The organism is Spirulina sp. LEGE 11439 (assembly GCF_059821285.1).
In genome coordinates, this window is record NZ_JCAMRX010000004.1 from 58,248 (window position 1) to 83,021 (window position 24,774).

Genomic DNA, 24,774 nt, shown 5'->3' on the forward strand with positions numbered 1-24,774 from the left:
TTTCTATCATTTAGCCAGTAATTTCAACAAGGCTTTCTCCCGATCGCAATAGAGCGATCGCATCGGGAAGAGTAGCTGCTAAAATTTCTTTGAGTCTGGCATTGGAAGTATTGCCGCAAGTTAGCCAAATGACTTGCGGAGGAGAACCAAAGCGATCGAGCAAATCGACAAAATCTCGATCTTTCGTCATTAAAATAGCGCTTTGTTCTTTAGCTGCTGTAAAAATTTCTTCATCTTCTGCATCTCGCAAACCAACATCTCGTAAAGCGATCGCGGTTATTCCCAATTCATTTGTAATCCATGTTGCGATCGCAGGGGAAAGATGAGCATTTAACCAAATAATCATGCGACGAGAACTGGATGATCTAATTTACGTGCAGCATACAATAAAACCGCTCGCAGATCGTCTCTTTCGAGATCGGGCATTTCTTCTAAGATTCCCTCGAAACTCAATCCTCCTGCTAGTAATTCCAGCACGTCAGAAACTCTAATTCTCATTCCTCGAATGCAGGGACGACCTCCACATTGTCGAGGATTTACTGTGATTCTGGATAATAATTCTGACATCTAAATTCCTCTGCTGAACACTTGCACCTTTATTTTACGCGATCGCTCTGCCGATCGATAATCTTAGGAGGTGCGATCGCTTATTATCTTGACAAAATCTAACTCAAAAGGGCATCATATTCATCATGAGTTCCAATCCAAATCCAGTAATAAGCTTCACCTTTTTTTAGAGCTAATGCACGAATATTGAGTGTAATACGAGCCGACCATAAATTTTTACCAACTTTTTTGAAATGTAGAGAGGGGTGAAATTGATTTGATTTCCAGAGCTTATAGGCTTTTCGAGCTTGTTCTTTAGCCTCGCTAGATAATTTAGTATAAGTTTTCCAAAAGTCAGGAGTCGTGTAAGATTTCATCAAGCTCCTTAACCTTATTTGCTTCAATATCTGCTTCTGCTCGGTTGATTAGAGCGTTGAGTTTCCCTGTTTCTAAATCTGCCTGCATTTGTTTTTCCCAACGATCGTCGATATAAGTTTGCAGCCATTCTAAAAGCTGATGAGCCTCGCGATCGCTTAATTCTTTAATTGCTGTTTCAATTGTTTGTAACGTTGTCATGGTGGTTTTTATCTTTCCAATCTCTTGATTGTATTATACGCGATCGCTTTACTTGTCAATCGTCTTGGGAAGTGCGATCGCTTGTTTCTTATTCTCTCAAACTTAGACGATATAATAAATTTTTGAATAGAGTTTCCGATTCTAACATTGCTAAATCTTTATCTTTACCACAACCAGATAACATCATTTCAACAGTTTCTGGTTTGTACAAGTTTTGCTTGTTTTTTGCGAGATATTTTTTGACATACCAACATAAAAGCTCACCGAAATCGTGACCGTGCATTTTCATGCGAGGATCGGGAATATTCTGTTCTGCATAGTCGCGTAACTCATCGATCTTATCTATAAATTTGTTCTCTTCTGCTCTTTTTGTTCCACTATCTAAATATTTTGTAATGTATGTTTGACTTTCAAAAGAAATAGCATTGCCTTTAAGTTTACAACAATTCCCCAAATTCTTTAACACTTTTATACCAAAATTAAGCGCTTGATTCGCTGCACGAATTAAAAATAATTCTAGCAAAACTGAGGAGAGAATATTGAGAATGCGATCGGGCTGTATATCACCATTATAATTTATAGAACGCAAAAATTTATGGATTGTTGTCTCGTTAAACCAATACATCTCAAGACCAGAATAATCGGTAAAAAGCAATAATTTTAATTGCCATTTTTCTGTATTTTTTAAGAGGATGTCAAGATCGCGATCGCAAATACAAGTAACTCTCAAAGTATCCAGCAAAGCAGCCAATTCTTGCTCTAAATGACTTGCTAATGCAATCACTTCACTTCGATTGCTACCTACATTCAAGCCAAGATTTTGGATGCTTTCAGGAGGAATGTCGATAGTATCAATACCGTAAACAACAAAATCATCAAGTCCTTTCTCTTCTAAAAACCATGTGATGAAAGAGCGATCGCTTTCTCCTTCAACATAAATATCACAAAGTTCGGGTTCTCGTTTGTAGCGACTGACTAATTCACGAAGCGATCGTCGTCTCTCTTGTCTTTTCTTCCCCATGTTCTGTTTTTTCTACTATATTTTCTAGATCGACGACATCATTATCGTATTGAGATAATAATTCGATTGAGTGGGTTGCAAGCAAAAATTGAATTTGACTGCCTTCGGTACATTTTAGCAAGGATTGGATCAGTTGACGCTGCCATTTTATATTAAGTGAAATTTCTGGTTCGTCGATAATAAAGATTGTTGGTTTTTCTCGGGCAGCAATAATATTACAAAATAGCAATATTATTTGCTTTTCTCCAGAAGATAACATTTCTGGTTCTAGAGAGATTTCTTTGCCATTTTCTTGAGTCAAAATTTCTAAACCATCTCGAATGTAAAATTTGATTTTTTTATCGTGAAGAAATCCATTATTAATTATATTTACAAAAGTCGTTAAAATTTCTTGAATATTTTGCAATGCGTCCATTCTTGCAGTCATACTATCTAAATAAGGAGAAAGAATATTTTGCAATACAGAGTATGTCTGTACGGAAGTTTTTTTGAGAGACTTAATTAGTGTTTCTGCATTTAATGGAGACATCAAACCAAATTTTGAATATCTTTGACTTCTTTTTTCTTGAACTTCAAAATCATCAATTAGTTTGTCAAATTTATCATTAAAATTATTTAGTTCTCTTTTATCTAACATTACGATACTTTCCACAATTTCTTCATATAAATTATGTACATTTCTATCCCCGAGATCTGAACCTTGATATAGTTGCTCTCGAATCCAATTTTCAAGTCTTTGAATTGATAGTTTTAGTGCTGATTCTGAATGAACATTAAATTGGCTTTGTGAATCATCAACAGTATCTCCAGTCATGTAATATATTGTATTTCCATCACCATGCACATGAATTGTATCTTTTTTATTCACTCTATTTTTACTATTTTCAATAAATACGTTTTTTGAACTTATCCTCTTGTTTCTATCCATTTCTATGTTAGAAATATTAAAGTTTTTTCTGTCTAATACTCTTTCGTCATCTAAAATAAACAAATCAAGATGTGAATAAGATATTTCCTTTAAATCATTATAATCTTCGCTGTAAATTTTTTCTATTTTAAATACACCTGTTAAGGCATCATTATTACGAGTTAAAATCACTCTTGTACTATCCAAAAATTCTACTGAAAATTTTCGAAATGGAGTGTCCAGAATAAAGGGATGATGTATTCGAGTAGATAATATATGAAAAAGTAGTTTTAAAATTGTTGTTTTGCCCGATCCATTATCACCATATAGGATCATCAACGAATTGTTGGAATACTGGGTTTTTTCTTTTTGTAACTTATAATCATATTTTCCGAATAGTTTTTCAACTTCAATACAAGTAATTGATTTAGAGAAATTTATTGTTTCCATTGGTCTAGAAATTGATTTAAAGGTAGAGATTAAAATTCAGTGTACTCGTGCTGACATTATACAACCGATCGCACTCAACCCATCCAATGAAGAAAGACAGGCGCGATCGCCTGCCTTCAAAAATATCTAGACCTTTATTCCTAACTTAGTAGTCAAAGTCCCCGCCGCCTGGTGCCGCACCTGCTTTCTCCTTCTCAGGCTTGTCTACCACAATACATTCCGTGGTGAGAACCATACCCGCGATCGAAGCCGCATTTTGTAAAGCACTGCGAGTCACCTTAGCCGGGTCAACAATACCCGCATCAAACATATCGACAAACTCGCCATTAGCAGCATTGTAGCCGACGTTGAAATCTTTCTCTTTCACCCGTTCTGCAATCACCGCGCCGTTTTGTCCGGCATTTTCGGCGATTCGCATCAAAGGAGCCGTCAACGCCCGCATGACGATGGTCGCCCCGGTTAACTCTTCGTTTTGTAAGTTAGCATTTGCCCACTCTGCCAAAACGGGAGCAAGGTGTCCTAAAGTCGTACCGCCACCGGGGACGATGCCTTCTTCTACTGCCGCTTTGGTGGCATTGATGGCATCTTCGAGGCGTAGTTTCTTGTCCTTCATTTCCGTTTCCGTTGCCGCACCCACTTTAATGACTGCAACACCGCCGGACAATTTCGCCAAACGTTCTTGTAATTTCTCTACATCGTAAGAAGAATCGGTTTCTTCGATTTGACGGCGGATTTGTTCGCAACGTGCCTTCACACCTTCTTCGTTACCTTCAGCAACGATGGTCGAGGTATCTTTGGTGATGACCAAACGACGCGCCGTCCCGAGGTCTTCCAACTTGGCGTTATCTAACTTTAAGCCGGCATCTTCGGTAATAACTTGACCGCCTGTCAGAACCGCAATATCTTCTAACATTTGCTTGCGGCGATCGCCAAAACCGGGAGCCTTAACCGCAGCCACATTGAGAACGCCGCGCAGACGGTTGACGACTAAAGTTGCGAGGGCTTCTTTCTCAATATCTTCAGCGATAATGATTAAGGGTTTGCCAGAACGTGCCACCTGTTCCAACACGGGAACTAAATCCTGTACGAGGGCGATTTTCTTATCGGTGATGAGCAAATAAGGCTCCTCAAAAATCGCTTCCATGCGTTCGGCATCAGTGACGAAGTAGGGGGAAATATAGCCTTTTTCAAAGCGCATCCCTTCGGTAATTTCGAGTTCGGTGGTCATGGATTTTCCTTCTTCCAAGGAAATCACACCCTCTTTGCCGACCTTATCCATTGCCGAGGCAATCATTTCGCCGACTTCTACATCGTTACCGGCAGAAATAGAACCCACTTGGGCGATCGCTTTGGAATCGGAAATTTCCCGAGACTTATCAGCAATTTGACCGACTAAAAACTCAGTTGCTTTGTCAACACCGCGCTTGATCGCGATCGGGTTGGCACCGGCGGCCACGTTTTTCAAGCCGGCTTTTACCATTGCGTGAGCCAAAACTGTTGCAGTGGTGGTTCCGTCTCCAGCAACGTCATTGGTTTTAGAAGCAGCTTGACGAATTAGAGAAACCCCAGTGTTTTCGATGTGATCGTCTAATTCGATTTCCTTAGCGATGGTGACACCATCGTTAACAATTTGCGGTGCGCCGAATTTCTTTTCGAGAACCACGTTACGGCCTTTTGGACCGAGGGTGATGGCCACTGCTTCTGCTAAAAGGTCGATGCCTTTTTCTAAAGCGCGGCGGGCTTCTTCGTTGTAAATAATGCTCTTAGCCATAGCTTTTTTTGAAGTGTTGAGTACGAATGGAACAAAAAAGAAAGAAATAAAAAGAATTAGTCCACAACGGCTAAAATATCTTTCTCGGAGAGGAGAACGTAATCATCGCCACTCAGTTTGATGTCGGTGCCGGCATACTTGGAATAGAGGACTTTGTCGCCGACTTTGACTTCGAGTTCGACGCGGTTGCCATCTTTATCTGCTTTTCCGGGACCAACGGCAGCAACTTCGCCAACTTGAGGCTTTTCTTTAGCTGTGTCGGGTAGGAGAATTCCGCCAGCCGTTTTCTCTTCGCTGGGGCTGACTTTGACGAAGACGCGATCGCCTAAAGGTTTTACTGTAGAGACGTTAATGGTTAATGCAGCCATGCAATTTACTCCTAAAAAACTCGGTGTTTGGCTTGAGAGTGCTTGGGTTCGGTGGAGTTAGCACTCTCACCGTCCGAGTGCTAATCTACCTAACAAGGCGATCGTCTGGCAAGCATGGAATCAGTACGGTTTCCCGAACTTTAAAGGAATTACCAGTCTTTTACCTCAGCATTGGTCAAACTCCGCCCGACTTTAAGATATTCTGCTTTTGCTGCTTGTAAAATATGTTCCATCATTATCGGATTGTCTGTATCGGCGGCAATAAAGGCAGAATTGAGGGCGATCGCGCGGATATTTCCTCCCGTTACATCCAACCGCCCCAACTTCCCGAAATCTAAATCTTGTGTCGGTGCTTTTTCAGGGAAAACTCGCTGCCAAATTTTGCTTCTCGCATCGGCTTTCGGGAAGGGAAAGTTAATCATAAATCGCAGGCGACGCATAAAGGCTTGATCGAGAGAATCTTTCAAGTTGGTGGTTAAAATGGCTAAGCCTTGATAAGCCTCCATTCGTTGCAAAAGATAGCTAACTTCGAGATTGGCATGGCGATCGCGGCTGTCTTTCACTTGAGTGCGTTTGCCAAAAAGGGCATCGGCTTCATCAAAGAGTAACACGACTCCTCCGGCTTCTGCCGCATCAAAGATTTGCGATAAATTCTTCTCGGTTTCGCCAATATATTTGCTGGTGACGGCACTGAGATCGATGCGATAGAGATCGAGATTAAACTCTTTCGCCAATATCTCTGCGGCCATGGTTTTCCCGGTTCCACTTGCCCCGGCAAAAAGAGCGGCAATGCCCAAACCGCGCCTATTTTTGCTGGCAAAACCCCATTGTTCGTAAACTTTGGCTCTGCGTTTCACCTGCACGGCTAAATCTCGCAAAATGCCTTTTTCTTTTTCAGGGAGAATCAAATCTTCCCAAGTTGCTGTTGTATCGATGCGTTGGGCGAGGTGTTCCAAGCGAGGGCGAGCTTGTTGGCGACAAAAGTTCCAAAGATGTTTGCCTAAGTCTTCATCTTCTCTTTGCATGGATGCACAAGCGGCATGAATGGTGCGATCGCTGACATTAAATTGAGCGATGAGGGGTTCGAGGTGTCCGTTGAGTTGGATTGCTTTTTCACCGAGATGGCGTTGCCAGAGATAGCGTTTTTCGTCGTGAGGAAGGGCGGTCACTTCAAAGGTAATCGTAGCCGTATTGGGGAAATGCTGGCGTTGTTGGCTGCTGAGAATAACTGGAGTTTGCAGGTTTTCAATGAAGTGTTCGAGGGCGTTTTGGCGATCGCTTTGAGGAGTTAGATCGCTCTCAATTAAAAGAACGCTATTATCGAGAATAGCCTCTCGCATCCATCGATGCCCGAGTTGGTGGAGTTCGTTGGGTGTAACGGGTAAAATGGATGCCGGCAAGCGATTCAGGGTAAAACCAAGGCGATCGCATATCCATTGTGCAATTTCAATTTTGGCACGGGTATCGCTACCGCAGAGTTGCAGTAAGGGATAGTTGGGGGCATTCATCCATGTTTCGAGGGCAGATTGGGCGATCTCCCCTCGAGAAGGAGGGAGATAGGTTTCATGGGTGGGTAACGAAGATATCTGACCTGTTAGTTGGCGATCGCGATCGGGGTTGCCCAGTAAGTAGGAAAGAATGCGGCGATCGATGGAGAGTGGGGCTTGAGTGAGAGTAATATTGGGAGCAATTTCAATTAACTGCCAATATTGTAAGGGACTTTGAGAAGATAAAACGCGCCATTCTGCCTCGGGAAATAAGGAAAGAGCAAGGGAAAAAGTGGGATAATTTTGTTTGGGATTATCGGCAATTTTAGCACAGAGAGAACTCAATTGCGGATCGAGTTCAATGCCCGTACAAAGGAGTAAAATATTTTCCTCGAAGGATGACAGGTGAAAGCGATCGCGCAATTGCTTGAGCGGTGTTGAAAGAGTTTCTGAAGGAGACCAAGGCAGTTCCTCTCCTGCCAAATAACTCTCGATAATCGCGCGAACTTTGCTAATTTCTCGGTACAAGGTGTCGAGATGATTATCAGTGCGATCGAAATTGTCCATGATAGCAGAAAATTAGAATTTAATTAAAGAAGATAAAACGATCGTCAAAGATAACTAATTATCTTCTCTTTCTTGTTGGTGGATAATCGCTTGATTCGTTATATCCACCCAATATCCGTGCTTTCATCGCTCCTCCCGGAATTGAACTCAAGCTTCTCATCATAGCTACCGCTTTCATGACTTCTGAGTTACGAAGGAATCGATTTAAACTGTCACGTAAAAGACTTAGAATTTCTTTTTTCACATTTTCAAAACCTGCAATCATTGTAATTTGGGTTTGCACGAGAAGATCGATATCCCAATCTTTTGTAGGTCTTCGCTTGTCTGTTTCATCATATGTTGCATTACGGATCGTGGTGTAATTATTGACCATTTTAGTCATTACATTACTCGGTAAGTTGATATCTTCTGGGATATCACCATAGTAATAAGAAATCCGGGGCAAATATCTGTCATATTTATAGTTTGTTAATCGCTGGCAAAATCGCTCGGTGACTGCCATGATTTGCTCGATCGAGTCAATATTCAAGGCTTTCATCATTAAAATTGAGTTGGTATTCTCTGTAGAGTATTCTTTGTTGCAGTACCAAGACATTGCTTTAAAAAGGCTAATATCTTTGATCGGTATTTTTAATCCTTTCGTATCGAGATCGACAAAATCCGATACTGTTACTCCGGATAATCCTTTCTTTTTGATTGTAGGAGATGAATTCAATAGGGGCAATAAAAGCTTAACCTCTGCGCTTTTTTTTCTTTTGTCTTCTTGCTCATCTTTTTGGACAATTGTATTGTCATTTTTACATTGAACGGCGCTACTATTTTGTTGAACAACATGAGTTAACTCGTGAGCAATTAATTCCTGTCCGCTTTTGCTCGTGGGATTATATTCCGACTTCTTGAAAAAAATATGTTGTTCTGTCGTAAATGCTTTGGCTTGGAGAGATTGATTTAAACGATCTGAATTCGTATCGGTATGCACTTTAACATTACTAAAATTCGCACCTATTGCCTGTCCCATTTTCGCTTGCAACTCAGGAGCTAAAGACTGTCCTCCACTCTTAGCACGATGGATATTTTCTTCTAAATCTTGACTGGCTTCTCCTCCTCCCACACCTTTCGCTTGCAGGGAAATTTTCGGAGTTTGCAAAGGACTAATGGTAGGTATTGGTTTCGCTTGCAGTACTCTTTTTTCTGCTAACGGCTTCATTTGCAATTCTCCTTCTTCTCGAGAGAGAATATCTCGCTGCACTTGTTCTGTTTGTGGAGCGTTAATTTGTTCTACTGTTTGATGAGCAACGCGATCGGCTTCTTGTTCGTATTTATCTCCCACTTCCCCAATTTGTAGTTTGGGTTGTACCACAGAAGACCGAGAAACATTATCAATGGTCGCCCGAGGGGGGACATTAGCAAACTGATACTCATGTTGGCTCCGAGGTTGTTGCTTCTTCGGGGATTCATTGTGTTTTGTCTGGACAGCTTTGCGAGATTGCTGCTGATAGGTTCTGTATCGTGAAGTCATGGCAATACCTTGAGATAGAAGTAGTGCAAACCCTAGGGAGCCAAATCGAAAACAGAATCGAGGCTTGCATTCGCGATATTAAGCAAAGAATGTGTCAGAAATATGGCAAAAGAGCGAAAAATTGTAAAGTTTTGTGTCGAGTTTGATTCTGAAAGCGGTTTTCAGGGGGTATGATCGCGCAAAAACCGTTCTAATTCTTCATTTCCTCTGTCGCATTCTCGTACCAAGTCTTTCAATAAGCGATAAAGTTGCAAGCGATCGCGGCGATCGCAGACTTTTTCAATCTCTTTTGCTACTTTTGCCAGTGCAACCAATCCCATATTGACCGCAGCACTGCTCAAACGATGGGCATTGAGGGCGCATTGTCGGTATTCCTCTGTTGCATAAGTCCGCAAGCATTCATCGAGAGAAGTCAATGCTGTCTCGCGAAAAATTTCCCCTAATTCTCTCATGGTCTCTATTCCCAGAATGTCAGTTTCTTGACTTAAAAAAGCCTCATCAAGACAAATGGGAAGTCTCTGCGATCGCATTTCATCGGCAGTATTCAGGCGATCGAGGATGCGTTGCAGTTCTTCAAATCGAATCGGTTTGGTTAAAATGAGATCGATGGGAGAATGCAGAGATTCTTTGAGGGAAGCGAGTAAGATATTAGCGGTTAATAATACGGTATAAGGCATACTTTGGCTGCGCTTCTGTAAATCCTGCACGATCTCTATCCCTGTCATATCGGGAAGCTGCATATCAACGATCGCCAGCGCAAATTCTTCTTTTCTACTTTTGACCAATGCGTCTACACCATTCGTTGTTGCTGCGACCTCACAATTCAACATCTGCAACATTTTGACGACAGTGGCCAGATTTACGGCATCATCTTCTACTAATAAAACCCGGATTTTCTGGGCTGTGGCTAAGGGACGAGGAATAAAATGCGATCGCGATCGCTGGGATGCAAATATCTCTGTTTGATGCACTTTGCGAAAACTCAGTTCAAGCAAAATGGTTGTTCCTTGACCTTCAGCAGACTCGATCCTCAGAGTTCCTCCCATCTTTGCAATCATGCGCTGACAATTTCCCAAGCCCAACCCATAGCCTTCTCCTTGACCTTCCAAACGCGAAAAACGATAGGATTCATCTAAAATGCCCGGAATGCGTTCTGGAGGAATTCCTCGTCCGGTATCGTGCAAGGAAAAAAGCAATTCTACGCTTTCATTCTGCTGTTTTTGGAGAGTAATGGCAATTTCTACACCGCCGCAATCGGTATACTTTAAACTATTTCCCAATAAATTAAAGAGAACTTGGCGCAATAGTTTAGGATGACCAAATAATTCGTCGGGAATATCGGGAGCAATGCGATCGCTTAGCGTTAATCCTTTTTCAGTAAACAGTGGCTGCATCAAACGAGATATCTCTGCGATTGCTTGTCGCAGGCAAAAAGATTCTCTCACTTCGGCAATAGTACCGATATTGCTGCGATAGAGAGAGAGTAAATCATTGACGACTTGTAAGAGTTGCTGGGTCGAAGTTTCGATATTATCGATGAGGGAAAGACGGCGATCGCGATCGATATCGTAGCGCAGGAGTTGGGCGGTTTGGGCGATCGCGCTCATGGGGGTTCGCAAATCGTGGCTGATACTCATCAAAAGTGTATCTTTAGCACGGTTGGCAATCTCTGCGTTGTCTTTTTCTTGTTGGAGTTTTTGTTGGAGAGCCTGAGTTCTCTCGAGTTCTTGACGTAAGTGTTTTTGTAATAGCCTAGCTTGACCAAAGAAATAAGAAAATACAATCATCCCAAAATGCCCTAGCCAAAAAGGAGTAGAAATCTGGGAAAAGTGTTCTTCTCCACCGACAATATAAACACTGAATAAACCAATAGGAATAAAAATTACAGCCGTGATAATCCCGGCAAAACAACCGAATTTCCAGGTCGCATAAAGTATTATAGGTAAACTGGTAATAGAGGCACTGCGATCGATGAGAGGAAACAAGAGACCAAAGGAAACAAAATATAAAACTAAAAAAATTGGCAGTTCTCGCAAAAAAATTCGCCACTGTTTAAAGTTACGATCGTGCTTCTCTCTCAAGTCATCCTGCGAGAAGATTGATTGAGAAAATAATTTACGACTCAGACGAGCGATCGACGATGCGAACTTCTGCATTGAAGCGATATCCTCCCCCATAGACCGATTGTAAGATTTTAGGCGATCGCGGGTTGACTTCGATTTTCTTTCGCAGGCGAACAATACGAGAATCAATGGCGCGATCGCTACAATTAACCTCTGAAGATGCTAATAATCCAAGTAGGCGATCGCGGGAAAAAAGTTGCTTAGGCGAGCGTACAAAAATAAGTAAGAGTTCTTGTTCTTTTGTGGTTAAAGAAATGATTTTCCTTTTTTCGTGTTGTAATTCACAGCGATCGGGAGTAAATATCCAGTCTTCAAATTGAAATGATTGAGATAAACTCAATTCAGGTTGAATGCGAGTTGCCAGTTTAGAGACTTTTAAGAGCAGTTCGTCAATATCAACAGGTTTATTTAAATAGTCGTCAGCCCCTGCTCGCAATCCTTCTAAACGATAGTCGCGATCGTTGAGAGAACTAATAATAATTAAACCACAGTTGCGTTGTTCTCCAATGCGGGTAGCGAGTTGAAAATCCGAAGAATCCGGTAAAAGAACGTCTAAGAGAACAATCTGCGGACGATCGCGATGGAGATGCGTTAGAGCAGCTTGTTTGGTTGCTACGGCTTTGGTTTCGTAACCTTGGCGATCGCAATGTGCCTGAAGTCGTTTCCGGGTCACGGCTTCATCTTCAACAATTAAGATAGAAATAGGAGGGCAGCCACTCATGAAGGCAAAATCAATTATCTTTCATGGTAGCATTTTGCGATCGCGATCGGATGGTTTAAGGAGCGTAAAGAATAATTTCTTCTTGACTCAATTCAGCAAAACCACCTTGCTCTAACAAGTCATTCCAGAGTTTATCAATAGTATTGCGATCGTGAGACTGATTTCTCAATTGTGCGAGTAAGCTGAGGGCATCTAACCATATCCCATCCTCAGCATAAGCGATCGCTATTTCTATTTCATTTTTGTCCGATAATAATTCGCGATCGAGTTCTGGTACCCTTCGCACCCAACCATCAACAAAATCATCTGTCGAACCTTCGCGATCGCATTTAATTTTAAAATACCAGTGATAAGCTTTACCGACTTCTAAAACATTGCCTTCTAGAAGAGTAAACGCAACAATACCGGGCGTGCCTGCTAAAGCAAACAGATCGCTACTATAGACCTCTTCTCCTTCTTCATTATTGAGAACAAATTCAGCATAACTGCTATTTGGATAAGCAACATAAAAGAAAAATGTCGGATTTACTTCGTTGTTTCTCCCCAAACAAAGCTAATATCTGGCGTTTCTGTATCAGCGATAGAAACAAGAGCAATAAGCGGATTAATTTCTATTGTCTGATTATCTACTTGACATAATCCTCCTGTTCCTGCACCTTCTGGAGTACCAACAGGTTTTCCATTATCGGGAACATTTGATCTTTGAAAAATAATAGTATACTCCTTGTCTAAACTTTACTTTCTATTTTCTATAGGAAGAGAAAAAATCGGAGAATTGGAATTGAGAACAAATAGATATAAAAAAATCAAGAATGTTTTAGTGGCAAAGTGTTTCATGGTTAATTTTCTAATGAATGATCGGCAAAAAAATTGAAAGGGATATTTGTAATTGTTAAACTATAACCGATAACTAAAGTTAAAGTTATAGGAAGAAAAGAAATTGGTATCTTGTTTTCTAGAATTTCTTTTAAAGAAATATGGTGAAATCGTTCTTGAAATGAGTTTTGATATGAAGTATAGTCAATAAGAATCTGAGTCGCACCATCATCAAATTTTTGATAACTACTATCTCCTTGATTAATATTATATAAATATCCTAGTGGAGACTGTCCAGTAGATTTGTAATCGAGATTTTTAGATCGCTTTTTACAAATATAGAATAAATTATCTTGCGCTTGGAAAAAAGGCAATAAATCCTCTTTAAAGTTCTCTGAATGATAAATATCTAAACCAATTGTTGCCGGACTTAAAACCTGTAACTTATCGATTAATCGAGTCTACCGAACCTAGTATGTAGAACTAAGTTGAGAAAAACGAATCCAACCCAACTCTGATTTTGAAATTATCAAAGTTTCTGAAGCCGTATCCTTTTCGTTTGTCTTGGTCGATTGGATATGGCGAGGAAACCTCGCCATCCCTCGAACGCTTAATTAATTTCAATTTATTGTTAATTCCTTCCACTACTCCTTGAGTAGTTCGATAGTCAAAATAAGCAATGATTTCTCCAATCCATCTTCGGATAGTTCCACAACTTTCTACATAATATTCTGCTGCTTTTTTTAACCAATCGGCAATTAAAGTTGGATCTGCAAAAAGAATTGTACCGATATTAATGTCAGCACTTGATGCAGTAGTGGGAATTGATGGACTCCCGACAAATGCAGGATCGACTCCTGCACGAATATCCACAGTCGGTTCATTTTTGCCATCAATATTTACTATGCTCCCATCTGATAACGCCACTGTTTCGATTAATCCATTAATTGAATCTGCGCCAGTAATCCAAATTAAACCCGGAATTTCTACTTTACCTCCTGCTAAAATATGCAACGAGGCTCCTTGATAAGAATCAAAACTTACATCACCCAGAGAACGAATTATCGGATCTGTAGGACTTTCTAAACCGCCCAAACTTCCATCTAACTGCTCGATCGCAAAACTTCCCCCGCTATAATAATGAGCATCGCCAATCACAGTATTATTGCTCTTCAAGACCATATCGCCACCGGAAAACAACCCACTCTCCAGATGATTCAAGGCAAAAATATCGATCGCATCATCTCCTCGTATCTCTAACTCCCCTCCAGCCGCCGCAATAAAAGGCGCACTTTTGCTATCTCGAATTGTTACTGTTTCTTGCCCTTGCAAATATAAATCTTCTCCCGCAATCACCTGCCCTTGTAAATCCAATCTTCCCCCGACCAACGTCAAATCTTCCCCCACTCCCAAGCGCCCCAAATTGACGATCGCAGCCGTCTCCCCCGCAAACTGTAACTCAATCTCTATCGGCACGTTATTCACCAGTAACGGCGGCATTTCCGGGTTTATAGCACTAAATTGACTGCCATCGGGAAACAGCACCGCACTCGCCGTACTCCCCACAAATGACCCGCGAATATCCAAACTCGCATTCTCCCCAAAAATAATCCCCTGCGGATTAATTAAATAGAAATTTGCCTCCCCCAAAACTCCCAAAGTTCCCAATAAATGAGACGCATTTGCCCCCGTTACCCGACTAAATATATTATTAACCTCGTCAGGATTCGCAAAATAAACCTCATGCCCTTCGCGAACACTAAACTCGCGGAAACTATGAAACAAATTCGCCCCTCGTAATGCCCCTCCCTCAACGCGATCGCGGTTCCCATTCACCCCATGCACCCGGGAACTTTCCGCCTCCAACGTATCATCGGGAATCACCGATTGTGCTGCGACTTCCGCCAAATTTCCCAACCCTAATGCCAAAACTGCGCCCAACGGTGTCAGCCAATTCACCCGCTTTTCACTCATTTTCACCACTCCTTGAATAATTATTGTCTTTTCTCTTAAAAAAGAGAAAAATATCGGTAAAGTTTCTCAATATTGAGAGATTTAGGAAACGCGATCCAAAAAAATTCACCCCTACTTTTCTTCTTGGATGCGATCGCCTCGCAATATGCACATCTTGTCAACAAAAATCTACCCAATTGTGAATTGCGAATTCGTTATATTAGGGCAAGAATGCTAGAAAACTCAATACTCATGCGCCCTTGCTATTTATTTTCACTACTCCTGTTAGGTCTCCTGCTTAATAGTTGTACCGGCAATTCCCCCCCAGAATCCTCCCCCAAAAGCAAAGATCGCGATAACTTAACGATATGGTGGAGTCAAGGTTTTTATCCCGAAGAAGACCAAGCTCTCGAAAATGCGATCGCGCAATGGCAAGAACAAGAAACTCTCAAAGTTAACTTAAAATTCATTCACGAAGAGGATCTTCTCCCTCGCACCCTCAAAGCCTTAGAAACCGGAGATCCTCCCGATATATTATTCTCCGTCCGCGCTGACTTTATCGAGAGTCCCCGTTGGGCGTGGCAAGGACAACTCGCAGACATATCCCCACTCATCGAACCTGTAAAATCTCGCTATAGTTCCAGCGCCCTCGAATCCGTGCGCCTTTTTAACAACAAAACCAACCAACGCGCCTATTATGCTGTCCCCATCGAACAGCAAACCATTCACATTCACTATTGGCGGGATTTACTGACAGAAGCTGGATTTAGCGAAGCCGATATCCCTCGAGATTGGGATAACTTTTGGAATTTTTGGAAACAAGTGCAAAATCGCCTCAGAGAGCAAGGGCAAGAAGATATCTATGGTCTGGGACTCACTTATGCACCCTACGCCGTGGATACCTTCTATCAATTTGAACAAATGCTGGAAGCCTACGACGTAGAAATCGTCGATCGCGAGGGGAACCTCCAAGTCGATCGCCCAGAAATTCGCGACGGCATCATTCAAACCCTCGACTGGTTCACCCGTTTTTATCGCGAAGGCTACGTCCCCGAAAACGCGATCGCATGGGCAGATGCCGATAATAATGCCAGTTTTCTCAATCGCCAAGTGGTCATGACTGTGAACCCCACCCTCTCCATTCCGGGTTCCCAACGCTCCGATCCCCAAGTATATCGCGAAGAAATGGCCACCATTCCCTTTCCCAAAGAACCCGACGGCGAACCCCCTAACTATATCGTCGGAGTCAAACACGCCCTCATTTTCACCACCTCCCCCCAACAAGAAGCCGCTAAAAGTTTCCTCGCCTTCCTCATTCAACCCGATCGCCTCGGGGAATACGTCAAAGGTTCTTCCGGTCGCTGGTTTCCCGTTATGCCGGAATTATGGGAAGATCCGTTTTGGAACGATGAAGAAGATCCCCACGTTGCTGTTGCTGCGCGACAGTTTAGCGATGGCTTCACTCGACCTTCCTATCCCGTTTTTAACCCCGCTTATGCCCGCGTACAAGCAGAAAATGTTTGGGGTCGTGCCATCTCGCGTATTCTGAATGAGGGATGGACTCCCACCAAAGCAGCAGATGAAGCGATCGCCCAAATTCAAGCGATCGCCGAAGATTGGTAATGACAATCATCAATTCAAAATTATCAAGTATGAAAAAGTGAATTTTTTGGAATTTTGAATTAAAAAAATGGGGATCTGGAAAAAAAGCCTGCTGGTACAAATTATCGGTTCGTTTCTCATCCTCTCCCTCGTTGGCGTAACTTTGATGGGAGTTGCTGCCTTCGATCGCGCCAAATCTTCTCTCACCCAAGCTGTATTCGATCGCTTGAGTTTAGCTGTTTCCCTCAAAGAAGCAGAAATCGATCGCTGGTTGCTGGATCGGGCGCGATCTTTACAATCCCTTGCCGATCTTCCCCCCGTCCGCGATCGCCTAGAAGCCCTATTACAGGAAGGCAAAGAAAGCGATCGCCTCTTCCTCAATCAAGTCTTGGGGGGATTTGTCGGTCAAGAATCCGGACTCCAAGAAATCTTTCTTCTCTCCCGCAGCAGTCGCATTTTGGCTTCCAGTCATGCGGAAAAGATTGGCAAATATCAGCCTCGGGTGCAATATAGCCGACTCTCCCTCGATAAAAATCCGCTTCCCAGTGCTAATTTTTACCCCGATCCCAAGACAGGTAAACCGCAAATTACTTTTGAAACCCCCATTTTAGACAGAGATGGAAAAAATATTGGCTCCCTCGCTACTCATTTAGATCTCCAACGCATTGATACGATTATCAACCGCGATCGCGATCTGGGTCAAACCGGAGAAACCTATCTCGTGGCTAATGTGGGTGGCAATATTGGCGGCTCTCTTGGCATCCGCTATGTTTTCCTCACTTCCAAGGGCTTTGAGTCAGCAGAATTTACCGAAGGACTTTCCAGCCCGGGCATTATTGCAGCTATGGCAGGAAAAAGCGATCGCGGACTCTATCGCAACTATCGAAATATTCCCGTCATTGGCGTTTATCGTTTCCTAGAACCACAAGATGTGGCATTATTAGCCGAACAAAGCCAACGAGAAGCCTTTACCCCCGCCCGTAATTTAGCGATCGCCATCGCCGCGATCGGGTTGGGATGCTCCATTTTCCTTGCTTTGGGAATGTGGATCCTCGGTCGTCAAATTGTCAGACCCATTCTCGCCATCGCCAAAACCGCCCGCCAAGTCAGCGAAGGGGTGCAGCGTCAAGAATTTCAAACCCTCCCCACCACCCCCATTCTCATCGACAATGAAATCGGGACCCTCGCCAAAGCCTTCAATCAAACTATTCTCGAATTGCGATCGGCTTACGGACAACTCACAGAATACAGCCAAGATCTCGAGGCCAAAGTCGAACGGCGAACCCAAGAATTGAGTCAAAATAACGCTCAATTACAACAAACCCTCAAAAAGCTCAAGATCGCCCAAGCGCAATTGATTCAAACGGAAAAAATGGCGGGTTTGGGTCAATTGGTGGCGGGAATTGCTCACGAAATTAACAACCCTGTCAGCTTTATTTACGGGAACGCGGAACATTTACAACAGGATACTTTAGATTTACTGCAACTCGTCCAACTTTACCGACGAGCCTATCCCGAGCCGACCCCAGAAATTCGCGATGTTTTAGCAGACATCGATCTGGAATTTGTCGCCGACGATCTGCCCAAAATGCTTGATTCTATTGCCACAGGAGCCCGCAGGATTCGCGATATTGTCCTCTCCCTGCGAATTTTTGCCCGTCTCGATGAAACAGGGGTGAAACCTGTCGATCTCGTGGAAGGGATAGATAGTACGTTGCTGGTGTTACAAAGCCGTCTCAATGCCCAGCCGAAACGCCCAGAAATTATCGTGACCAAAGATTACCAATCTCTCCCCCGCGTCAAGTGCAACGCCGGACAACTCAATCAAGTTTTTCTCAATATCTTAGGGAATGCCATTGATGCGATCGAGGACGCGATCGCTCGAAATCTCGTCGAAACCCCCACTTTGCACATTCAAACTCGAGTGTTATCGGCAGAGCGGGTGGCGATCGCGATCGTGGATAATGGGATCGGCATGACGGAAGCCGTGCGCGGCTGCATTTTTGAGCCGTTTTTCACCACCAAACCCGTCGGAAAAGGGGTAGGGTTGGGCTTATCGATCTGTTACTCGGTCATCGTCGAACAACACGGCGGGACATTATCCTGCGACTCCCAACGCGATCGGGGGACGACCTTTGCGATCGAGTTACCGAGACCGCTTTAAATCAGTCACCAGTCACCAGTCACCAGTCACCAGTCACCAGCGATGCAATAAACCTTGACATTACACCCCTTTTCTGCTAGCGTGAGAAGAATCTCAAACAACAAAGTTTTTCTTTTTCCATTCCATGAAATTTAATTGCCACTACTTTTATTTTTGGTTTAGCTTGGTTCGCCGACAGTGAATCCAGTTGAATCTGGTATGAAATCGGCGAACCGCAAGCATAAAAAACTTGCGGTTTTTTGATGGGACTGGAAACAACCCACAACTCTATCGAGACAATGGCGATCGCAACTCTCCATCTTTGGTTTTACGGATTTTACTTTATCTGGCCGCCAACTTAGCCGGGTGGATGCGTTCGTATTGCGTTGTCTTTTCCCCGGCATAGTCCGGGCTTTTTTATTGCTCATTATACTCACGAGGAAATCATGTTAACCGCCAAACTCAACGAAAAAACCCATCCCCAGCACAAAACCCGCGTGCAACTCTCCGAAAACGTCACCTTTGGCGATGCGGAAATCGTCATCATTGGCGGACCCTGTACCGTAGAAAGTTTGAGCCAAATGGAAACCGTGGCTCGCAAATTAGGCTCTGCTCCTGTCCAAGCCTTGCGGGGTGGCGTTTACAAGCCGCGTACTTCTCCCTACTCCTTCCAAGGATTGGGGCCGGAAGGCTTAGAAATTCTCACTCGAGTACGGCGAAAATTCGGCATTCCCATCATTACCGAAGTCATGGCGATTGACCAAATTGACGCGATCGCAACTCATGCAGATATGCTACAGGTGGGCAGTCGCAATATGCAGAACTTCGATCTCCTCAAAGCCCTCGGACAGGCAGGAAAACCTATCTTACTCAAACGAGGACTTTCGGCAACCCTCGAGGAATTTCTCGGGGCAGCAGAGTATATTCTCAGTCATGGTAACCCGAATGTTGTCCTTTGCGAGCGAGGGATTCGCAGCTTTGATCCCCAGACGCGCAATGTCCTCGACTTGGGTGCAGTGGTCGCCCTACAACAACTCACACATCTTCCCGTGATTGTCGATCCGTCCCACGCCACCGGTAAGAGGGAATTCGTCGCCCCCTTAGCCAAAGCCGCGATCGCTTGCGGTGCTGATGGGTTAATCATCGAATGTCACCCGGAACCGGAAAAATCCGTTTCCGATGCGCGTCAGGCACTCTCCCTCGAAGCGATGATAGAGTTAGTGCGATCGCTATCCCTCATTGCGACAGCCTCGGGACGTACCGTCCGTATTGCTGAGGAATTCGCCGCCGCTTGAAGATTATTTTTATCGGGGTGCAATGCTTGTACCCTTGATACGTGCGAGGGTGATTAAGCGATCGCAATTAAACTTTCCCACAAAAAAACGCGATCGCCTTCCTCAAACTCCCCCAAAAATTCAAAGGGGTGCAATTTGCACCCCCGTAACTCCTCAACACCAGACAAAATCTCCTCAACACCAAAATAAAAACGTTTCATGGCTTAAAAACGGCGCGAACAGTTATAACTATTCATGCTCACCATGCGAAGCACAATATTATCGATCGCATTCAATAATCGCTGTCCCGACTGACCGGGTTGATTAACGAGAATGCTAAACACGAGAACTCCGTACTCTTGGTGTTCTAAATAGCCAGAAAGCGCTCGCACGCCTCGCAGAGTACCGGTTTTAGCGCGAACGATATCTTGAGCGGGAGTTGCGCGAAAACGCCGTGCGAGGGTACCGGTTCGTCCGGCGAGGGGTAAAGAAGCATAGAAAATCTCTTTTCCGTGACCTCGTTGCACGATCGCCTTTAAAATGCTCACCAATGCCGAAGGCGTAACTAAATTATTCCGAGATAACCCAGAACCATCCGCCTGTCGGAAATCCGGCCGCACCCCCAAACGAGTTAATGCTGCTCGCGCCGCACCAGCACCACCGATTCCGCGCAATAGGGAATCAGCATAACCATTGTGGCTTCTTTGATTGATCGTGCGAACCCAACTCCCCAAATTCGAGGAACGAATGGGAGAAAGCGGATCGTACAATTGTAAAGCAGCCGCCGTGGTTAAAATCTTGATATTAGAGGCGGGAATCAAATATTGGTTCGTTCCATGAGAATACAGAACGCGACCCTCCTCTAAGGTTTCCACGTGAATGCCCCACTTAGCTCCCGAAAACGTCGGATTGCGAATCACGCGATCGATCGCTCCCTGTAATTGGTTGGGACAAATCCCCGCCGCAACAGATTGGGCGATTAATGGATCCGACGCTTCTACGGTTTCAGCGCGGACGACCCCCATCGGGGCGATCGCCGTTGCAGCCAGCACCGCGAGAGAAGCTAAGGATGCGAGACGCTTTTGTTTCATTCCGTTCCACTCCTTGGTTTAACAAAACGCAGTAATCTTAACATTTATTTATCGATTGGCGAACGACTCTTACCGGAATGTTTTACCGAATCACAGAGATTGGGTAATACTGAAAGAGGCAAAAGTACGCGATCTCCGACGACAACAAAGACAAAGGAGGTCATCACAAAGTTTCTCGGGATGGAAGGCCGCAATCTTTCTCAACAATTAAAAATTATCAATTATCGAATAACAATAAGTAATTTCTATGTTCCGAAATTTAAGAAAAAGCTCTCAAAATAGAACAAAAAGAGGCTGGAGTTTGCGCTATAAACTTACAGCCGCATACTCTTTTTTGACACTTTTTATCGTCGGAATTTTAACTGAAAGTCTTTATCATCAACTTCATCAGACTGAAATTCAAGATCTCCGCGCTCGCCTGAAAGATATTACCTCTCTCACTGCTTTACAAATTACCCCTAACTTTCATAGTTTGCTCGTAGAGCCCCAAGATTCTCAAAGCTATTACTATAATATCTTAATTCAGCGCCTTGAAGAAATTATCGAGATTAATCATTCAATTCAGCGAATTTCTACATTTCGCCGTCTTGCCAATGAAAAATTTGTTTTCGTTTTAGACTATGCACCACCACCCGGACGAACTTCGATTATTGGCAGAGAGGTTGTTCGGTTTCCTGTTCCATTAGAGAGAAAAGAAAGAATAGTTACAAAGACATCAGTGGAAGAGGACTTATTTCGCAAGCCCAACGGACAGTTTATTCTTTATAGTTATTCCCCCATACAAGATAATTTTAATCAACAGGAGGGATTTTTAATCATTGAATTTGATGCTTCAGCAGTCATTATGAGTCAAAGACGAGCGAGGCGGACTTCTTTGATAATTTTTTCGGTTACGCTTCCGGTTGCTTTATTAATTGGCTGGTGGCTCACTCGCAGCTTAACTTCTCCCATTCAAGATCTCGTAGATAGCGCTCGCGCGATCGCTCGTGGTAACTTGGATCGATTTGTTACAGTTCAAAGTCAAGATGAAATTGGCATTTTAGCAGACGCATTCAATCAAATGACGACTCAGCTAAAAGACTCTTTTCATACTTTAGAAGAAAAAGTTAACGAACGAACTCAACAACTAGAACAAGCCAACAAAGCAATTTCTGCACTCAATACACAACTAGAACAAGAGAATTCTCGACTGAGTGGAGAATTAGAAATTACCCAAGCATTACAAAAAATGTTTTTGCCCAAACCAGAAGAATTCAAAAAAATCCCCGGATTGGATATTGCTGGATATATGAAACCGGCAACAGAGGTAGGAGGAGATTATTACGATATTATTACCTATGGAGATCGCGTCAAAATTTGTATTGGTGATGTGACAGGACATGGTTTAGAAAGCGGCGTGTTAACAATTGTCCTGCAAACGGCAATTCGAACTTTATTGGCAAACAAAGAAACTAATTTAGAGAGATTTTGGGATGTGATTAACCGCGTTTTAATTGATAATATTAATCGAATTAATTCTGATAAAACGCTAACCCTTTTGTTGTTGGATTACCGCAACAATTCATTATATTTAAGCGGACAGCATGAAGAATTAATTTTAGTGCGTGCCGATGGAAAGCTCAATCGAATTGATACAATTAATTTAGGATTTCCCGTCGGCTTAGATGAAGATATTACGCCATTTATTGATGAAACCAAGATAGAATTAAAGTCGGGAGATACAATCGTCATTTATACTGATGGCATTTCGGAAGCGGAGGATATTAACGGCGTGCAATATGGGCTGGATAATTTATGCGAGACCGTGCAATTAAACCATAAAAAAAGTGTAGAAGAAATTCAAAATGCCATTCTTGAAGATTTACAAAACCATATTGGAACCCAGACAGTTTATGATGATATTACTTTAGTAACGCTCAAGAAAGACTGATTATTTATTGTCTATTGATAAGGAAAATTGCCCTCGATCGCCCAAACTAAATCCTCAAGCGTGTAGGTTTCCATCAGTGAGATCCCAACCTAGAGATAAAATCAGTTTAACAAAAAAACAGGCGCTCTCTCTTTTTCCTCATTTCTCTTAAATTTTCTTGACAATCTCCACAAATTGAATCACTCCTCGCGATCCATTAATCAACCACTGTGGATCTTCAGTATTTAAGCGATCGCTAAGAGGCGATCGCTTTTACTCTTATTAGGATTTGTTAATTTTGCTTGCTAATTGTCCAAAGTAGGTGCAATTAAAGCTGGAGCGGAAATCGGTAAAAAGTGCGAACTGGTTGGGTTAGACGTTTCTCGGGCGACGATTGGAAAGGCTTGACGAGAGGCGATCGCTACTCCGACAGTTTTGACATCATAAGTATCCGTCACCCATTTAGGATAAACCCCGATCGCAATAACGGGAATCACCAAACAAGCCGCGATGAAAACTTCCCGAGGTTTAGCATCAGTTTCAAAAGGCTTAAATACCAATACTTCTTTATTTTTCCCGTAGAAGACTTCGCGCAACCCAGACAGTAAATAAATGGGTGTAATCATCAGTCCAACTGCAGCCAAAAATATCACCACAATCTTAAAGGTTGTGCCGTACATATCGCTGTTAGAGAGTCCTAAAAATACTGTTAACTCACTAATAAATCCGCTCATCCCCGGTAATGCCAGAGAAGCCATCGATCCGGTGACAAAAAGCGCGAACGTTTTCGGCATTAATTTGGCGAGGCCGCTCATTTCGTCCATCATTAAAGTATGAGTACGATCGTAGACAACCCCAGCTAAGAAGAATAAAATTGCCGCAATTAAACCATGAGAAAGCATTTGTAACATTGCCCCACTCATCCCTAATTCTGTAAAAGAGGCAATCCCAATTAAGACAAAGCCCATATGGGAAATAGATGAATAAGCAAGACGGCGTTTTAAGTTGGTTTGTCCAAAGGCTGCAAATGCACCATAAACAATGTTAACCACTCCTAAAATGATCAGAATGGGGGCAAATTTAATATGAGCATGGGGAAGCATTTCTACATTGAAGCGAATTAAACCATATCCTCCCATCTTCAATAAAACCCCTGCCAAAATCATTGAAACAGGTGCAGAAGCCTCGCCGTGAGCATCAGGCAACCAAGTATGGAAAGGAAATAACGGCAACTTAACGCCAAAAGCAATCAGAAATCCTACATAAGTTAACATTTCTAATGCGATCGGATACTGTTTTAAACTTAACTCGGCCATATCAAAGGTGACATTACCGCCATAAAATGACATTGCTAAAGCGGCAACGAGAATAAATAAAGAGGCTAAAGCCGTGTAAAGAATAAATTTAGTCGCTGCATACAGGCGCTTTTTGCCGCCCCAAATAGAAATCAAGAGATAAACTGGGACTAATTCTAACTCCCAGACGAGGAAGAAAAGGAACAAATCTTTGGCTGCAAAAACACCGATTTGGGCGCTATAAAGCACCAACATAAGGAAGTAAAATAACCGAGGTTTGCGTTCCACTCGCCATGATGCCAATAATGCAAGAGTGCTTATAAAACAAGATAAAATAATTAAGGGCATCGATAAACCATCTACCCCTAGCGACCAATTAACCCCCAGTTGCGGCAGCCAAGGAATAGTTTCTGTGAGTTGATATCCCGTTTCGCTGGGATTGTAATTTTGCCAGAATCCCCACAAAGCAAGGGTTAAGGTTGCAAAACCAGCACTGAAGGAGTACCAGCGCAAGGTTTTACCTTCTTTATCGGGAATGACGGGGATCGCTAGGGAAGCGATAAGTGGTAACAGGATTGTTGCTGTCAGCCACGGAAATTCTATGCTTGACCAGTACATTAGGAATAAATACTCAT

22 protein-coding genes and 2 pseudogenes are annotated in these 24,774 nt (G+C 43.0%); 5 read left to right on the forward strand and 19 right to left on the reverse strand.

Annotated elements, in window-relative coordinates; translation table 11 throughout:
- Positions 1-10: 10 nt before the first annotated feature.
- From AC6RV6_RS03945 to AC6RV6_RS04020, 16 genes and pseudogenes are all read right to left on the reverse strand, one after another.
- Complete coding sequence (locus AC6RV6_RS03945) at positions 11-346, reverse strand: DUF5615 family PIN-like protein (protein WP_500239087.1); 336 nt, start codon at positions 344-346, stop codon at positions 11-13.
- Positions 343-567, reverse strand: coding sequence for a DUF433 domain-containing protein (locus AC6RV6_RS03950; protein ID WP_500239088.1), 225 nt, complete (start codon positions 565-567; stop codon positions 343-345). Before AC6RV6_RS03950 ends, AC6RV6_RS03945 begins: the two co-directional genes overlap by 4 nt.
- Positions 568-665: 98 nt before the next feature.
- Positions 666-923 carry a ParE family toxin-like protein gene (locus AC6RV6_RS03955; RefSeq protein WP_500239090.1) on the reverse strand — a complete coding sequence of 86 codons (258 nt, stop codon included), beginning with the start codon at positions 921-923 and terminating at the stop codon, positions 666-668.
- Positions 901-1,122 (reverse strand): hypothetical protein, encoded by a 222-nt coding sequence (locus AC6RV6_RS03960; RefSeq protein ID WP_500239092.1) that lies wholly within the window; start codon positions 1,120-1,122, stop codon positions 901-903. Before AC6RV6_RS03960 ends, AC6RV6_RS03955 begins: the two co-directional genes overlap by 23 nt.
- 88 nt (positions 1,123-1,210) lie before the next feature.
- Positions 1,211-2,143 carry a DUF4435 domain-containing protein gene (locus AC6RV6_RS03965; protein ID WP_500239093.1) on the reverse strand — a complete coding sequence of 311 codons (933 nt, stop codon included), beginning with the start codon at positions 2,141-2,143 and terminating at the stop codon, positions 1,211-1,213.
- Entirely contained in the window at positions 2,103-3,500 is a 1,398-nt protein-coding gene (locus AC6RV6_RS03970; protein ID WP_500239094.1) for an AAA family ATPase, read from the reverse strand. The genes AC6RV6_RS03965 and AC6RV6_RS03970 overlap by 41 nt, the downstream gene beginning before the upstream one ends.
- Before the next feature lie 145 nt (positions 3,501-3,645).
- Positions 3,646-5,271, reverse strand: coding sequence for a chaperonin GroEL (gene groL / locus AC6RV6_RS03975; protein WP_500239095.1), 1,626 nt, complete (start codon positions 5,269-5,271; stop codon positions 3,646-3,648).
- 56 nt (positions 5,272-5,327) lie between these two features.
- Positions 5,328-5,639 (reverse strand): co-chaperone GroES, encoded by a 312-nt coding sequence (gene groES / locus AC6RV6_RS03980; protein WP_500239097.1) that lies wholly within the window; start codon positions 5,637-5,639, stop codon positions 5,328-5,330.
- A 149-nt stretch (positions 5,640-5,788) separates the two neighbouring features.
- Positions 5,789-7,693, reverse strand: a complete 1,905-nt coding sequence (locus AC6RV6_RS03985; RefSeq protein ID WP_500239098.1) for an ATP-binding protein — start codon at positions 7,691-7,693, stop codon at positions 5,789-5,791.
- Between the two features lie 58 nt (positions 7,694-7,751).
- A complete protein-coding gene (locus AC6RV6_RS03990) occupies positions 7,752-9,212 on the reverse strand; it encodes an eCIS core domain-containing protein (RefSeq protein ID WP_500239100.1) in 1,461 nt (486 codons plus the stop codon).
- A gap of 161 nt (positions 9,213-9,373) precedes the next feature.
- On the reverse strand, positions 9,374-11,368 hold the full coding sequence (locus AC6RV6_RS03995; protein WP_500239101.1) for an ATP-binding protein: 1,995 nt from the start codon (positions 11,366-11,368) through the stop codon (positions 9,374-9,376).
- Positions 11,328-12,056, reverse strand: a complete 729-nt coding sequence (locus tag AC6RV6_RS04000) for a response regulator transcription factor (RefSeq protein WP_500239103.1) — start codon at positions 12,054-12,056, stop codon at positions 11,328-11,330. The genes AC6RV6_RS03995 and AC6RV6_RS04000 overlap by 41 nt, the downstream gene beginning before the upstream one ends.
- Before the next feature lie 55 nt (positions 12,057-12,111).
- Positions 12,112-12,603: a DUF928 domain-containing protein gene (locus AC6RV6_RS04005; protein ID WP_500239105.1), complete on the reverse strand. Its 492-nt coding sequence runs from the start codon at positions 12,601-12,603 to the stop codon at positions 12,112-12,114.
- Between the two features lie 292 nt (positions 12,604-12,895).
- Positions 12,896-13,246: a hypothetical protein gene (locus tag AC6RV6_RS04010; protein ID WP_500239106.1), complete on the reverse strand. Its 351-nt coding sequence runs from the start codon at positions 13,244-13,246 to the stop codon at positions 12,896-12,898.
- A 109-nt stretch (positions 13,247-13,355) separates the two neighbouring features.
- Positions 13,356-13,631: pseudogene (locus AC6RV6_RS04015) on the reverse strand (transposase); the annotation flags it as partial.
- 378 nt (positions 13,632-14,009) lie between these two features.
- Positions 14,010-14,846, reverse strand: a pseudogene (locus AC6RV6_RS04020) (filamentous hemagglutinin N-terminal domain-containing protein); the annotation flags it as partial.
- Positions 14,847-15,056: 210 nt separating this feature from the next.
- On the opposite strand from AC6RV6_RS04020, the gene AC6RV6_RS04025 reads away from it, so the two are divergent.
- From AC6RV6_RS04025 to aroF, 4 genes are all read left to right on the forward strand, one after another.
- Positions 15,057-16,448, forward strand: a complete 1,392-nt coding sequence (locus tag AC6RV6_RS04025; protein WP_500239107.1) for an ABC transporter substrate-binding protein — start codon at positions 15,057-15,059, stop codon at positions 16,446-16,448.
- Between the two features lie 67 nt (positions 16,449-16,515).
- The gene (locus AC6RV6_RS04030) at positions 16,516-18,591 is read left to right on the forward strand and encodes a sensor histidine kinase (RefSeq protein WP_500239108.1); all 2,076 of its coding nucleotides are present in this window, start codon (positions 16,516-16,518) and stop codon (positions 18,589-18,591) included.
- Positions 18,592-18,820: 229 nt separating this feature from the next.
- Positions 18,821-18,976 carry a hypothetical protein gene (locus tag AC6RV6_RS04035; RefSeq protein ID WP_500239109.1) on the forward strand — a complete coding sequence of 52 codons (156 nt, stop codon included), beginning with the start codon at positions 18,821-18,823 and terminating at the stop codon, positions 18,974-18,976.
- Positions 18,977-19,016: 40 nt separating this feature from the next.
- Complete coding sequence (gene aroF / locus AC6RV6_RS04040) at positions 19,017-19,865, forward strand: 3-deoxy-7-phosphoheptulonate synthase (protein WP_500239110.1); 849 nt, start codon at positions 19,017-19,019, stop codon at positions 19,863-19,865.
- Positions 19,866-19,918: 53 nt separating this feature from the next.
- Here aroF and AC6RV6_RS04045 read toward each other — a convergent pair whose 3' ends face one another.
- Both AC6RV6_RS04045 and AC6RV6_RS04050 read right to left on the reverse strand, forming a co-directional pair.
- Positions 19,919-20,065 carry a hypothetical protein gene (locus tag AC6RV6_RS04045; protein WP_500239111.1) on the reverse strand — a complete coding sequence of 49 codons (147 nt, stop codon included), beginning with the start codon at positions 20,063-20,065 and terminating at the stop codon, positions 19,919-19,921.
- Between the two features lie 3 nt (positions 20,066-20,068).
- Positions 20,069-20,935 carry a D-alanyl-D-alanine carboxypeptidase gene (locus tag AC6RV6_RS04050; RefSeq protein WP_500239114.1) on the reverse strand — a complete coding sequence of 289 codons (867 nt, stop codon included), beginning with the start codon at positions 20,933-20,935 and terminating at the stop codon, positions 20,069-20,071.
- Positions 20,936-21,269: 334 nt separating this feature from the next.
- Between AC6RV6_RS04050 and AC6RV6_RS04055 the strand changes: the two genes are divergently transcribed.
- A complete protein-coding gene (locus AC6RV6_RS04055) occupies positions 21,270-22,865 on the forward strand; it encodes a SpoIIE family protein phosphatase (RefSeq protein WP_500239116.1) in 1,596 nt (531 codons plus the stop codon).
- 284 nt (positions 22,866-23,149) lie between these two features.
- Here AC6RV6_RS04055 and AC6RV6_RS04060 read toward each other — a convergent pair whose 3' ends face one another.
- Positions 23,150-24,757 carry an NAD(P)H-quinone oxidoreductase subunit 4 gene (locus tag AC6RV6_RS04060; RefSeq protein ID WP_500239118.1) on the reverse strand — a complete coding sequence of 536 codons (1,608 nt, stop codon included), beginning with the start codon at positions 24,755-24,757 and terminating at the stop codon, positions 23,150-23,152.
- Positions 24,758-24,774 lie beyond the last annotated feature (17 nt).